General features: G+C 44.3%; 12 protein-coding genes and 1 pseudogene. 8 read left to right on the top strand and 5 right to left on the bottom strand.

Annotated elements, in window-relative coordinates:
* Positions 1-1,077 (top strand): Ig-like domain-containing protein (locus tag RJ60_RS15580; RefSeq protein WP_374704112.1); only part of this gene is annotated, 1,077 nt, incomplete at its 5' end.
* Between the two features lie 377 nt (positions 1,078-1,454).
* Positions 1,455-2,549: a KamA family radical SAM protein gene (locus RJ60_RS10890; protein ID WP_099829978.1), complete on the top strand. Its 1,095-nt coding sequence runs from the start codon at positions 1,455-1,457 to the stop codon at positions 2,547-2,549.
* Positions 2,550-2,571: 22 nt separating this feature from the next.
* Here the strand turns inward: RJ60_RS10890 and RJ60_RS10885 are convergent, their stop codons facing one another.
* Positions 2,572-3,309: an acyl-[acyl-carrier-protein] thioesterase gene (locus tag RJ60_RS10885; RefSeq protein WP_099829977.1), complete on the bottom strand. Its 738-nt coding sequence runs from the start codon at positions 3,307-3,309 to the stop codon at positions 2,572-2,574.
* Positions 3,310-3,407: 98 nt separating this feature from the next.
* Here RJ60_RS10885 and RJ60_RS10880 point away from each other — a divergent pair, with 98 nt between their 5' ends.
* Together RJ60_RS10880 and ltaE are read left to right on the top strand one after the other, a co-directional pair.
* Positions 3,408-3,683: a DUF3795 domain-containing protein gene (locus RJ60_RS10880; protein ID WP_165775364.1), complete on the top strand. Its 276-nt coding sequence runs from the start codon at positions 3,408-3,410 to the stop codon at positions 3,681-3,683.
* A gap of 453 nt (positions 3,684-4,136) precedes the next feature.
* Positions 4,137-5,174, top strand: a complete 1,038-nt coding sequence (gene ltaE / locus RJ60_RS10875) for a low-specificity L-threonine aldolase (RefSeq protein WP_099829975.1) — start codon at positions 4,137-4,139, stop codon at positions 5,172-5,174.
* On the opposite strand, the gene RJ60_RS10870 is transcribed toward ltaE, so the two are convergent.
* Complete coding sequence (locus tag RJ60_RS10870; RefSeq protein WP_099829974.1) at positions 5,152-5,811, bottom strand: HAD family hydrolase; 660 nt, start codon at positions 5,809-5,811, stop codon at positions 5,152-5,154. The genes ltaE and RJ60_RS10870 overlap by 23 nt on opposite strands.
* Before the next feature lie 128 nt (positions 5,812-5,939).
* Here RJ60_RS10870 and RJ60_RS10865 point away from each other — a divergent pair, with 128 nt between their 5' ends.
* The 4 genes and pseudogenes from RJ60_RS10865 to RJ60_RS10845 all read left to right on the top strand — a co-directional run bounded on the left by RJ60_RS10865 (position 5,940) and on the right by RJ60_RS10845 (position 10,365).
* A complete protein-coding gene (locus tag RJ60_RS10865) occupies positions 5,940-6,617 on the top strand; it encodes a hypothetical protein (RefSeq protein ID WP_099829973.1) in 678 nt (225 codons plus the stop codon).
* A gap of 213 nt (positions 6,618-6,830) precedes the next feature.
* Positions 6,831-7,888 (top strand): annotated as a pseudogene (locus tag RJ60_RS16550) (PhoPQ-activated protein PqaA family protein).
* Positions 7,889-7,955: 67 nt separating this feature from the next.
* Entirely contained in the window at positions 7,956-8,327 is a 372-nt protein-coding gene (locus RJ60_RS10850) for a metalloregulator ArsR/SmtB family transcription factor (RefSeq protein WP_099829970.1), read from the top strand.
* Entirely contained in the window at positions 8,308-10,365 is a 2,058-nt protein-coding gene (locus RJ60_RS10845; protein ID WP_099829969.1) for a heavy metal translocating P-type ATPase, read from the top strand. Before RJ60_RS10850 ends, RJ60_RS10845 begins: the two co-directional genes overlap by 20 nt.
* Before the next feature lie 76 nt (positions 10,366-10,441).
* On the opposite strand, the gene RJ60_RS10840 is transcribed toward RJ60_RS10845, so the two are convergent.
* Genes RJ60_RS10840 through RJ60_RS10830 form a run of 3 tightly spaced genes read right to left on the bottom strand, consistent with a single transcriptional unit; the run spans position 10,442 to position 13,829 of the window.
* Entirely contained in the window at positions 10,442-11,107 is a 666-nt protein-coding gene (locus RJ60_RS10840; protein ID WP_099829968.1) for a nitroreductase family protein, read from the bottom strand.
* Positions 11,108-11,124: 17 nt separating this feature from the next.
* The gene (locus RJ60_RS10835; RefSeq protein ID WP_099829967.1) at positions 11,125-12,399 is read right to left on the bottom strand and encodes a metallopeptidase TldD-related protein; all 1,275 of its coding nucleotides are present in this window, start codon (positions 12,397-12,399) and stop codon (positions 11,125-11,127) included.
* Positions 12,399-13,829, bottom strand: coding sequence for a TldD/PmbA family protein (locus tag RJ60_RS10830; protein WP_099829966.1), 1,431 nt, complete (start codon positions 13,827-13,829; stop codon positions 12,399-12,401). Before RJ60_RS10830 ends, RJ60_RS10835 begins: the two co-directional genes overlap by 1 nt.
* Positions 13,830-13,960 lie beyond the last annotated feature (131 nt).

Genomic DNA, 13,960 nt, shown 5'->3' with positions numbered 1-13,960 from the left:
GTCAACAGACCGCCAACAGTATCTATACCAGATTGGGGAGTTAAAGAGGGTGAGACCTTAAGGATATATCTCAGGGCTTTCGTTTTCGACCCCGATGGAGATGATTTGGATTTCGAAATCGTTGAAGGACCCGGCGCGATCGAAGATGGTCACTATCTTTACTCTCCCGATTTCGACTCAGAAGGCACTCATGAAGTCAAATTGCTTGCCAGAGACAGCAAGGGACTCGAAAGCATCGGCACATTTACCGTGGACGTTGAGAACGTGAACAGAGCCCCTGTCAAGGTCATCCCTTCGCTGAATACAACGATTATGGAGACATTCACCCTTAACCTGGACCTGAGCAGTCTCTTTTTCGATCCCGATGGAGATGATCTTGAGTTTGAGATGGAAGGTTATGGAAGAATAGAGGAGTCCAGTTATGTATTCTCTCCCGGCTACAACGACCAGGGGCAGAAACTCGCCACTGTCACTGCATACGACAGCCTCGGTTTGTCGGATAGCCTTCTTATTAGAATAGACGTGAGAGACAAGAACAGACCAGCAGATCTATTCATACCAGACGGCATCGCGGAGGTAGGAAGCGAGTATTCTTTATACCTTAGAGAGTTCGCGAGCGATCCAGATGGCGATAATCTTGAATTCAGACTTTTGTCGGGACCTGGCGAAGTAGTTGAAGGGAGGTATTCATTCATTCCCACCAGAAAAGATATCGGAAAGAATGAGGTCCTCCTGGAAGTCATGGACGAAAAGGGAATGAAAACAGAGAATCGATTCACAGTTATGGTTGAAACCTCAGAAAAGGTAACGATAATCTCATATGCACTTCGCTCAGTTGATAGTGATTTGGTAAGAATCGTTGCTGGTCAGCACGAGATTCTGTCTCGGGAAAGACAGTCAGTAATTCAAACAGACTGGATCTTCGACTTCAATGAGATTCACTTCTTCGCGGTCAACGAATCGGGAGATACTTTAATCGGTACTGCGGTATTTGATGATGTTGATTCTCAACTCAACAGAAAGATATACTCTCCTGCAGGCGATTACATGGGAAATATCATTCTAGTGACCGAATAGAACTCCCGATATTTCACCAATACTAGCCCCTCTTTCCGGAGGGGCTTTTCACTTCTCTCTATACCCCCTAGGTGTATGGTCTTGTAAAGCTCATTTGAAGATCCATAACAAGATCATGCGTCGATCTAAGCGAGGCAGAGTAGTTCATGTGTTATAATTTATCGTTATTTGTGCACAGACTCATGTTTCTTGAGTGCGAAGCTGGCTTACTCGTATGATTAATATCATTGATTCTTCGTGTTCCTCTAGGATAAGTGTAGCTTCATGGTTAACGTTGAGTAGTCCAGTTGTCCGGGAATCTGGTTTTTTGTGATCCTTCTCGATTCAGAAGAGAAGTGTTCTAGTGTAACTAAATCCAAATGTAAGGAGTGGTGAATTTGCATAGTCCTAAATACCTCACAAGTGTTGACAAAATCGAGGGCCTTTGTGAAGAACGGATAAGAGAAATAAGAAGGGTTACGGAAGTCTATCCCTTTAGGGCCAACGACTATTATCTGGGACTTATTGACTGGAATAATCCTCACGACCCAATAAAGAGGATAATCGTTCCCGATCTTGAAGAACTCGACGAGTGGGGGGATTTGGATGCTTCTCAGGAGCACAAGTATGCTGTAGCCCCTGGAACGGAACACAAGTACACAGATACTGCTTTGCTCCTTGTTTCGAAGGTCTGTGGAAGCTTTTGCAGGTTCTGCTTTAGAAAGAGACTCTTTTCGACAGACAACAAAGAGGTAGTGAATGACGTCAGGCCAGGAATAGAGTATATTAGGAAACACAGAGAGATTACAAATGTTCTTCTCACAGGAGGAGACTCACTAATACTATCCACAGAAAAACTCGGTGACATTGTGAGACAGCTAAGAGAAATAGATCACGTGGGCATAATAAGGTTCGGGAGTAAAATGGTTGCATTCAATCCTTATAGGATAATAAACGATCCCGATCTGCCAGAAATGATCAGTAAGTACAGTACTCCACAGAAGAGAATCTATATAATGGCCCACTTTAACCACCCGAGAGAACTGACAGATCAAGCGGTAAAGGGCCTAAACATTTTGAGGGATGCCGGAGCGGTAATATGCAACCAAACACCTATGATAAGAGGAGTGAACGACAGCGTTGAGGTCATGACAGATCTATTCAAGAAGCTCTCGTTCATTGGGATTCCCCCTTATTATGTATTCCAGTGCAGACCTACAAAAGGCAATCACACCTACGCAGTCCCTGCCGAAAGAGGTTACGAAATCTTCAAGAAGTCGATAGACGGTGTCTCGGGCCTTGCCAAGAGAGCTCGATTTGTTATGTCTCATGCAACGGGAAAGATTGAATATGTAGGTCTTGATGAAAACAAAATATATATGAAGTACCATAGAGCCGCAGATCCCAGAAGATACGATCTCTTTATGGCTTTCGATAGAAATCCTGATGCCTATTGGCTGGAAGACTACGTAGATCCAGATACTCTTGTTTAAGAAGGACGGCACACACCGTCCTTCATATCCACTCTGTTCTGGCTAGCGTCAGAAGCTTTTCACGCTTGCTGATTCTATGAAGGCCCTCAACGAAACTACTTTTATTTTGAAATACCCCGTCCACAAGAACCTCATCCTCTTTTCTAGATTCATGCCGGTACTCAATAGTAAGTCTTCGAAGTGTCTTGCCATCAAATTCTTCCGGAATCGCTTCCATAAGCCATTTGACATACGATACGTTATTCGAATGACCATTAGTGTCTAGATCTGACTTTCGAACTCTCAGAGTAGTCATTTCTCCCTTTGACTCAAACACAGAGATCTTAGGGAAAGAAAGTGGTCGGTGAAAACCCTCGTCAATACCATATCTTCTGTAGAGCTCTTCTCCAATTCGAACAGGTCTTCGTCGATTCTGATCGATCAAGATCCACTGCGAATTTGCCTCAACAATACGTAGCCCTGAATTGTCGAATATCTCGAAACGCCTATAAGCATAGAACCTGTCCATTGAATGCGGGGTAGTCCTGACAACCACGCTCTCCATGAAATCTGGATACCTGCTAACTGCAATATCCCAACGAAGCAGAAGCCAGGCATATTCGCCCTTACTCATAACCTCCACGCCGTGACCGATCTCAACTGTCTGAAGAGTGACTATGTCGTTAAAATAATCCATAATAGCAGAAATTGAGGCCTTCCAATCGTTCTTCAGCTCGTAGTATCTCACTTTGTAAACCTCTTCGGTTACTATTGGTTTCAAGTTCTACCTCCATAGATTTGTCTTTTTCTCTCATAATGCTATGCTCTACTCATGAGTAGACGCTATTGATTGTCGCAGGTTCAGGTGGTGGTATGAATATGATAGCATTCTGCGGGATCGACTGCACTAAGTGCGACACATACAGAGCCACTCTAGCCAACGATGATTCAATGAGAAGGGAAACGGCAAGTAGATGGTCAAAAGATTTCGGATTCGACCTCAACTTCATGGATATCAACTGCAGCGGTTGCCACGGTGATGTGCATTTCAGACTGTGCGAAGGTTGCCCTTCAAGATCTGTTGTGAAAAAAGGGCTATTTCAAATTGTGGAGAATCCGATCGCTACCCTTGCGAGACACTTGATAGGTTTCTAAGAACCCTACCCGGCGCAAGAAGAAGGCTAGATAAGGTACACAGAGAACATTTCGAGAACAGTGAAGAGCAGGCAAGATATGAAGGCTTTGCCGGAACCGCGATTTTTCTTTTTCTCGAGAATATCTTTCTTCTAGCGTAACATCTATCTACTGCATTTTGCAGTGTCATTTCTATAAGCACCTATATAGTGTAGCTACAGCCATTGATTTCAGACAGCGCTAGGTTAATATCTCGATCAGGTATTAAGCAATAAGTAATTCATCCTGCATAATGTTGCCCCATTAACACAAAGTGATATTAACAAAAACAAATTAGAATAATTATAGTTTATAACCCCCCTATCCCCCTTAGATAGGAACCCCATATAGTCCGGATCATCAGATCCGGCTTTTTTTCAATATCGTGATTTTGGTTTATAATTGTTTTCATAACAAACCTTTGGAGGTGCTGTCGTGAAGCTGATCGATATTAGAAGTGATACAGTTACAGTTCCAGGAGAGGAAATGCGCCGGATGATGGCCAACGCCGAAGTAGGAGACGATGTTTACGGAGACGACCCGACAGTAAACAAGCTTGAAGAGATAGCAGCAAGTATTCTCAAAAAGGAGGCCTCTCTCTTTGTACCCTCCGGAACTTTTGGAAATCAGCTCTCAATTCTTACTCACACGCTCAGGGGTGATGAAGTAATAATCCCGGCCTCAAATCATATAATAGTTCACGAAGCAGGTGCTTCTGCGGTCATAGCGGGCGTTCAAATGAGAACCCTTGATTGTGACGATGGGATGCCCTCTGTGGAGAGAATAAGGAAAGCGATCAGATCAGAAGACCTTCATTATCCTAGAACCGGCCTCATTTGCCTTGAAAACGCGCACTCAAGCGGTATAACACTCCCTCTAAAGTATATGAGTGAAGTCTACGAATTGGCAAGAGCGAGAAATGTCCCCCTCCATCTAGACGGAGCGAGGATTTTCAACGCTGCAATCGCCTCAGGGGTTAGCCCGGCAGAAATCGCCGCAAATTCCGATTCGGTAATGTTCTGCCTATCGAAAGGACTTGGGGCGCCGATTGGTTCAATGCTAGCCGGGACCAAGGAGTTCATTGCCAAAGCAAGAAAGGGAAGAAAGATTATGGGAGGAGCGATGCGCCAGGTCGGAATCATCGCGGCAGCAGGAATATATGCTCTAGAAGGGATGACAGATCGTCTTTCAATCGACCATTGTAATGCGAAGTATCTCGCCGAAGGCCTTTCGAAGATCCCAAATGTGGATGTCTTCAATGAAAGGCTGGATATAAACATGGTCTTCTTCAGAATCACGAAGAAAGTCAGTTCACAACCTATAGTAGCAACACTGCTGGATAAAGGTATTAAGATAAATCCCCCAGAAGGTGGAGAGTGGCGCTTTGTGACGAATCTGAATGTCTCGCGCGATGATATCGACAGAGTCCTGACAGAATTCGAATCTGCTCTCAATACTGCCTTAGCAAACTAGGCAAATCCTCCAAACTTTCGATTCTGGGTGCGTAATCAAAATAAGACTTTGAGCGATCAATAAGTATACCCTTAATTCCAGCTCCGGCGGCTCCAAGCATGTCGACCTGTATGCTGTCGCCAACGAACAAAACCTCGTTCCGGGCAAGTTTCAACATTAGAAGAACCTCGTTGAAAATCACTTCTGAAGGCTTATATGATCTTGCCGTTTCGGAAGTCAATAGCACATGATGAGGGATTCTATTTCTCTCAACCACTTTTCTGACAAAGACGTCATCGGCATTCGTCAGAATTGCAACTTTATAGTCCTTGCAGATCCTCTTCAAGACCCTTGAATCGGGATAAACCGGCAGTTCTGAAAAAGAATCATACATGTAATTACAGTATGATTCCATATCTCCCGGCAACTTGTACTTGTCGATGAGATCCGCTATAAGGAGATAGTAGTAGTATCTCTCAGGTTGAAACGGCATCTTATGACAGTCATTGAAGTACCTTCTGTATAGACTGACAAAGTCTCTTTCTATCTCTTCCGATTGAACTTCAACGTCTTCTGCCATTTTCGAGCAAATTGGTCTGAAAAGCCTTCTATTACTTACAATAGTGCCGAACAGATCGAAAATGATCCCTCTAATCATACGCTCTCCATTGCTCTCTTCTGGATTTAGTCTATTCAATTCTGTATAATACTAATGCAATTCTATCATCTTCAAATACGGTTCTGCGAAGATGGCAGGCTTCATCCGAGCTACCGGAGGTGGCAGACATGTCTAGAGAAATGAGAATTATCTGGCTTCACAACCGCCTGTCAACCAACGACAAAGCCTCCATGAAAGAGTATACTCAGAAGTTCGGAATCTCAAGCCGGCAGGCATTAAGGGACTTCAGATACTTGAGAATAAACCTGGGAGCACCACTCAAGTACTCTAGAAAAAGAGGGAAATACTTCTACTCTGAGTCTTACCGCCTTCCTTCTCTCTTCGAAGACAGCATGAAATCACAGATGATAGCTGAGGATCGGGTGAGCTTCACTTTACTGAAAGCAGTCGAGCGGAAGAAAGCGGTGAGGCTAGTTCTTAGAGGGGGAAGTGAATTCTTATTCCATCCTGCTTGCTTTGACCAGAGGCACGAGGTATTCTACGGAATACACGAAGATGGACATCTATGTATCATAAGGACCGACACAGTTGAGACAGCAAGAGTCTCCAGCATACACTACGTTGAGGAGCCAATGCTGTGGAACAGAGTGGTTCCCCGCGAGGCTGAATTCAAAGAGGTTACCTTTGAACTTGACAGTAAGCTTCAAACTTATCGCTTCTTCCGATTTGGGGACCTGATAATGTTTATTGCTTCAAATGAAGCGATAAGGATCGTTGCACCGGATGATGTGATTGATAGGCTAAGAGTAGTTACCAATATTCTGGAAAAGGTATTGAGTGATTGATATGAGGATTATGTCATTTCGTCAATTTTGATTGCTGCAACTGCACTTTCAGGAGTCACAATAAATGCTTTTCTCCAAACACACGCTCTTCCTTCAACCCTCCAAGAAGCAAACTCACATGTTGTAGATACACCCTCGCAAGGACTGATAGAGATTGAAACAATTCGATTCGATTCCGTTTTATGACAGGATATTCAGTGGCAGAACCACCTAATGATTATTAGACCGCCCAGCGTGAAATCTAATGTTGCGGTAGTATTCATCGCAGGGAATTTCAAGTATTCTCAGGAAGAACTCTCCCTATTTAGATTGCTGGCACTTCAAAACCGAACATATGTTGCAGTCCTATTTGATATTCCAAACCAACCCCTCTTTGGTGGCCTTAGGGAGGATTGGTTATTGAGTTACTCATTCTCCTAATGCATTGAGACCGGTGACTACAGTTGGCCCGCTCTCTTACCTGTGGTTCAATCGACCATCATTTCCATGAGTCTCCTAGATAACTATGCGAGGGATAACGGAGACACTGTAGACGGCTTCATCTTGACAGGCGGGTCTAAACGGGGATGGACTTGCTGGCTCACCGCTGCCATGGATAAGAGAGTTACAGGAATCGTTCCCATCACGTTTGATAATCTGAATGTCGCTGCAAAATGGAACATCAGCTCGAGTTCTGGGGAAGCTTTAGTCCCTCAATAAGAGAATATGTTGAAAGTGGAATCCTAGATAATTTAGATGATCCGACAAAGAGAGATTTGCTTGAGTACATAGATCCCTTCACCTATCGTTCTGAACTCGATATCCCGAAACTTATTGTTATTGGAACTAACGATCCCTACTGGCCAATAGACGCTTCAAGGTTGTACAAAGACAAACTATCAGGCTATTCTTCCATGGTTTACGCTGCGAACGCAGGACATGAATACGAAGTCTTTACGGTAACCCAAGCAATCAGTTCGATGATCCATAATCTCAATGCGGGAGAGATTCTCCCTTCATTGAGCATTTCAGAAGAACGATCCGGGAGTTCCACAAAGTTCATCCCGACAGTCGAGAGAGGGGACTCAGAGCTGAAGGAACTAAGAATCTTCACATCTTCTTCTCCTGAAGGCGACTTCAAAAGATCAGAGTTTGACTTCAAGGTTATCGAAGATAACCAGGCAATTGAATTCTCGTTTGAACAACCGACAGTCTATTACGTTGAGGGTGTTTTCACTTTTGGTGGTAAGGGGCTTCTTATTTCAACGCCTGCGAGAGTATTGGGCAAATAACTTGACCAGTGCAGCCAAAAGAAGTATAATCGATTAGATAACCATCTAATCGTTAAGGGGGTTTTTGGTGAGCACCCTTTGCCCAAGTCGAGAAATCCACGTCGACAAAGAGAGATACAGAAAGTCTGCGGAAGAAGTCTCAGGTCTTTCGGAGCTTTTTAGGGTTGTTTCCGATGAGACCAGAACAAAGATCGTCTTCCTCCTTTCAAACGCCGACTTATGCACATGTGATCTTGCAGAAATTCTTGGATTAACATTACCAACAATCTCTCATCATCTCAAGCTACTTAGGTCATTCAGACTCGTAACGAGTAGAAGAGAAGGGAAATCAGTCCTATACTCTTTAGGCGACCATCACGTTATTGATCTGATAAAGATCGCAAAAGAGCACTTTGACGAATTGGTTGAGGTTGAGTCGGATGATGAAGTACAGAATTGAAGGTCTAGATTGCCCTAAATGCGCAGTCAAAATTGAAGACCGGCTTGAACGATCAGGGATTAATGCAAAGATTGATTTCTCTTCTGCAACTGTTGTTATATATGGTGAGAATAATCACTCACTGGACGAGCTGAATGAGATAATAAAGGAACAAGATCCAGAACTCTCACTGCTAGAACACTCCAAGATTGTGAGAGACTTTCCCGTTGTGGAACTGACAAGACTGATTGTTTCAACAGCTCTGCTTCTAATTGCGATCGCTTTGTCCACAATTCTTCACGGAGACAGAGAGTTTCTCGAATATGGTCTGTTTGTGATCGCTTATCTCGTCGCCGGTGGCAATACTTTCTTGAGGGCCCTGAAGAACCTTCTGAGGGGAGACTTTTTCGATGAGAATTTCCTGATGACTGTGGCGACCCTGGGTGCATTTCTGATTCACGAACTGCCAGAGGCAGTGGCAGTAATGATCTTCTACAGTCTTGGCGAGCTTCTGGAATCGCTGGCTTTGCGGAAGTCTAGGAGATCGGTGAAAGAACTCATTGATTTTCGAGCTGATGAAGTTGTTCAAATGGTAGATGGAGTGTTGAAGACAGTACCTGCAAGAGAGATTAGGCCCGGCGACAGATTCATTGTGAGAGTTGGTGACAGGATCCCTATCGATGGAGTAATAGACTCAGGAAGCACTTCACTCGACAAATCGCTTCTTACGGGAGAAAGCGATCCTGTTTTGGTCGGTGAAGGAGACGCTGTTATCGCAGGAACACTCAATAAGTCCGGTGTGATAGAAGTTGTAGCTTCAGCTACTCTTGAGAAGTCATATACAAGCAGAATGCTTGAATTGGTAGAAGAAGGAACTCTGAGAAAGTCGAGCAAGGAGCGTTTCATCACAAGATTCTCAAGAATCTATACTCCGTTTGTAATATTGATTGCAGCATCTGTCGCCATCTTCCCGCCTTTGCTTTTGGGAGGTACGATATCTGAGTGGCTTCACAGAGCGCTAATACTCCTTGTAATCTCATGTCCATGCGCTCTGGTAATATCCGTGCCATTAAGCTACTTCATAGGAATCGGAAAGGCTTCGAGAGAAGGAATACTCTTCAAAGGAAGCAACTATCTTGAGTCTCTAGGAAAAGTAGACTCGATCTTTTTTGACAAGACGGGGACACTTACTAAAGGAAAACCAGAAATCACTAGAATGGAAAAAGTTGGCCAATACAGTGAAAGAGAGTTGCTGGAATATGCAGCTCTTATTGAGAGCTATTCTACTCATCCTATTGCAGATCGTTTCGTTAGGTTGGTCTCTGAGATTCCCAGTTACAAGAGCGTTTCCAACTACTCAGAGATAGCTGGGAAGGGCGTCAAAGCCGAAGTCGACGGCAAGGAAATCAGTGTCGGCAACTATCGCCTCCTAGAGGATCTTGGAATCGAGTACAAGGGAGACAATGGATCCAACAAGCTGTTTATGGTAATAGATAGCAGCATTGAGGGAGTGTTTGAGTTGTCAGATGCTCTTAAGGACGATTCGTCAGAAGCCCTGGCTAGATTGAGAAAACTTGGGATCAAGGAGATAGTGATGCTTACCGGTGACCACTACGATGCCGCGGCCTCTGTGTCCACCAGCCTCGAGCTTGATGGTTTCGTTTTTGGAGCAACCCCCGAGGAAAAAATGAACATTGTGGAATCGGCTTTGAGAAGAGGGAAACATGCAGCTTTCGTTGGCGATGGCATAAACGACGCCCCGGTAATCGCTAGAGCTGACGTTGGGATCGCTATCGGAAATTCTGGAGCAGATGCAACGATAGAGACAGCAGACGTAGTTCTCTCAAGTGACTCCCTCACAAAAGTCGCGAGAGCGATAGAGCTTTCAAGACTGACAAATACCATAGCTATCCAAAACATCGTAATCTCTTTGGGAATAAAAATCCTTTTCATCTGCCTTGGCGCTCTGGGTCTCTTGAACATGTGGGGGGCTGTATTTGCAGATGTCGGAGTAACTCTTGTAGCTGTTATGAACTCTCTAAGACTACTTAGAGAATGAACGAGAAGAACCTTTTCTTTTCGCAATCCGATGTCTGCAGGAAGTCAAAGTTTCAGAACGAAGCAACAACTAGCCGCTAACTCATGATCACTCTGTATTTGTCTCTGGCAGCTTTTTCTATCGAAACCTTCGAGAAGAACTCAAGCGCAGTGATGTATGCATGTGAAAGCACAATCCCAAGATCTATCCAGTGACCCCCTCCAATCACGTTGCCTTTTGTCCAGATGTATAGATCGCCATTCTGAACGTTGAATCTCCAGGGTTGCCTATTCATCGAAGAAGGGGCAAGTCTGCATGATTCCAATATTTGAAGCAACCTCTCATCTTTGGGCAACGGTCCCTCGACAAGAGATTTCAACTCCTTCCTTCTCCCCATTCCGGTAAGGACATCGTTTAAAGTTACCTTCCCTGAATCTTCCTTACCAAGGATAATCCCAGCAGGAGAGCCTTCCTCTCTAATCCCGGCATTCCAGCAACTGCCTAATCCCATCTTGGTCACTTCCAGAACAATGATCTCTCCCTGGAATCCGTATTCCACAAGGCAGTTCGGCTTTTCGGGACACGGTGCAAATATAACACCCGATCCTTTGTTTAGATCTCTAAGGGTCCATTTCAGGTGCAAAGAATGAAGAGTAGGAAGCTCCCTGAAGAAGTTCATTAGCCTTTCCTTCTCCTCAGCAGACAGGTCGTAACTGAGGAACTTCCTCGTTGAATGCCTCATTCTTATTGTCTCAATAATCATGTGCACCTTCGCAAAAACTACTCACCCGAAATCTTCAACCCCTCTACTGCTATCGAGATCGGTCCATAGTAATCTCCGTCCAGTTCTGTCTCTTTCGACAGATAGATTGAATCAAGTTCTCTTAGATTACCGGTTACTGAACCTCCCGACACCGCGATTCTCTCCGAACCATCGAAATACCAGCCTAATCTGATCTCTCCTCCGAAATCACCCGTTGTTTCATCAACGTCAACTGCCGAAAAATTAGTAACCTCCAGATGATCAACTTTTCGCATCTCGTCAATGCTGAGACTGCCACGACCAACCGAGAAGTTCAGAACAGCACCTGTTGGTTCGATTCCCAGGTAGTGGGAATATTTGATGTCACCCCAGTAATCCTTCAAGATCCCATTTTCGATAACCGTCCTCTTCTCAATGAGAAAACCATCATTGTCAACAGGAAGGCTGAAGTATGAACCTTCAAGTTCCGGTACGACTTCAAGCGCTATCTTATCTCCCGATTCTCCTGACTGAACAGAGTCTCCAGGTTCAACTTCGGATATCCTGTCATACTTAAGACGTGCATTTGCCTGTTTCAAATAGTATCTCATTACCTCTTTCGCCGGCTCTCCCGTAAGTACTACCGGTATCCTGTCTAAAGTTGGCGTAGGAACAGCATTAGCCCTTTCACAGACCATCAGAAGTAGCCTGGAAATCCTTTCCCTTATACGTTCAACATCGGGAAGCGCAAGGAGAAACTGATCGTACAGCTCAACTTCCTCTCTGCCAGAAGAACTTACAATGCTTTCGATGTATGTTCTATATTTTGAAAAAGTCACATCGAGACCTTCAGAGTTGAGAATGTGGTACCCGTTTCTCGTCACAAAAATCTCAACAGAATTCAACCATGAATTGGACGGTTTTTCATTGTAAAAGATTGCTCCGATCGCATCTCTTGAAAGATCGTGAAGGTCATGTTCGGCTGTTTCGAATCTCCGTGAAAATCCCGGTGCCATTGGATACCAGGGATTCTTAACGAAACCTGCAGCAAAAAAGGCCTCCTGTATTGACTGGACGATTTCCTCAACCGTTGTTCCCGGGTTTACAGTAACCGTCGAGCTTCCCCTGTATTTCTTTTCGCCCTCTTCAAAATCACGGTAGACAGTTACTTCATACTTCTTTACCTTTTTCGCCCTTCCAAGATCTGCTTTGTTCCCTACAAAGAAATACTCTTCACTCTCAATGTTCTCTTCCCTTATTCTCCATGCATCTACTGAATTTGCTTCAAGGTTCTTTACAATCGTCTCTATCATTATCCCAACCTCGCTTTTGCCTTAATATATGGTCCGCCCGCAGAGACTTTAGCGAACTCCTTGTGACCTTTACCGCAGGCTCCCGTTCCTGAGAGCTTGAAATCTCCAGATACCATGGAAATCGACTTCAGCAATGAAGGTACATATCCTGTCATCATTACTGGAGATACTATGCGACCTGTAAACTGGCCTTTATTGATCTCGCGTCCGTAGGCTATGACACACTGAATCCCCCAGTTTTTGGGATCCTCCATTCCACTGTAATAGTCCTCAAGAAGAAAACCATAATCTATTGATTCGATCATATCTTTTAGATCATCTTTTCCCGGAGAGAAATATGTGTTCGTCATGCGTGCATATGCTTTTCTCTCAAACGATTCCCTCTTACCGTTGCCGGTCGGCTCAGTTCCAAGAACAGATGCAGAAATCAAATCTGAAATTCCCCTCTTGAGAATTCCCTTTTCTATTATCACCGTGTCCTTTGCCAGACTGCCTTCATCATCAAAAGCGTAAGATGAAACCTCTCTTACACCGGCCGCTCCGTCATGCATCGTAACTAACTCAGACGCAACCTGCTTTCCCAGATACTCGACGGCCTTTGCCCTCCCCTTCACAAACATGTCCATTTCGACTCCGTGTCCGAAAGCTTCGTGAGCAATCAGTCCCGCAACATCGGGCGAGCAAATTACATCGTACTCACCTGGATCTATTCTCTCGGCCGAGAGCAGAAGTCGAGCATTCTCGACGACTTTTCCGACGAACGCTTCCATCTCGTCTAGAACCTCCAGACCCTTCAGTCCCGAAAAACCTTTCATACTATACTTGGTCTTCTTGTTTCTTCTGGCAACGACGTGCAAATAACCTTGAGACCAGATGTAGGATTGTGAGAGCTCCTTCCTGGAAGAAATGAAGAGCTTACTCACTTGCACGTTTTCCATGAGGGCCATTACAGTTATTACTTCATTGGAGAGTTCGTGAGCCGTATCCTTAAAAGAAGAAAGTCTATCGATTATCTCTCCTGCCGAAAGAGAACCCGGAAGAATTCCAACTTCGTCATTGAAACAGAGTTTTGATTCCTCTTCTTCGAGCATCGATACTGCTGAAGCATCTAGACTTTTCTCATTCATACTTTTCCTGAACGCAGAAAGCTTTCTCTTGACATACTTGACAATTTCCTCAATTGATTGATTCCCCATTTGATTAAACGAGAATTCAAAGTAACCTCTTCCATCATGAATCCTGAGCACGAACCCTCTTTCGGACCATCTCGAATCGTTCACGCTAATCCCAGTTGTCATCACCTGGTACTGTTTACCCCTGACATCCGTGCCGAGAACTGAAACGTAAGGAAAGTCACGTTCCAGAGAACGCAAAAGTTTTTTCATCAAGTCCCGTTTATCGTTTAGATATCTTGAATCTTCTACCTTCATCTAGAACCTCCTAATGCAATGGTATTTTGTTCATCACTAAGCAAGCCTTCTCCGAAGAGTCGACACTAAGATTTCCAAGCACGTTTCTTATGACAAATTATACTATAATTTATCAAGGATTGAAATAATTG

It is taken from the genome of Mesotoga sp. B105.6.4 (assembly GCF_002896535.1).
In the GTDB taxonomy this organism is placed as follows: Bacteria; Thermotogota; Thermotogae; order Petrotogales; family Kosmotogaceae; genus Mesotoga.
Note: the sequence above shows the minus strand (reverse complement) of the source record. Positions and strands in the feature narration are given on the sequence as shown.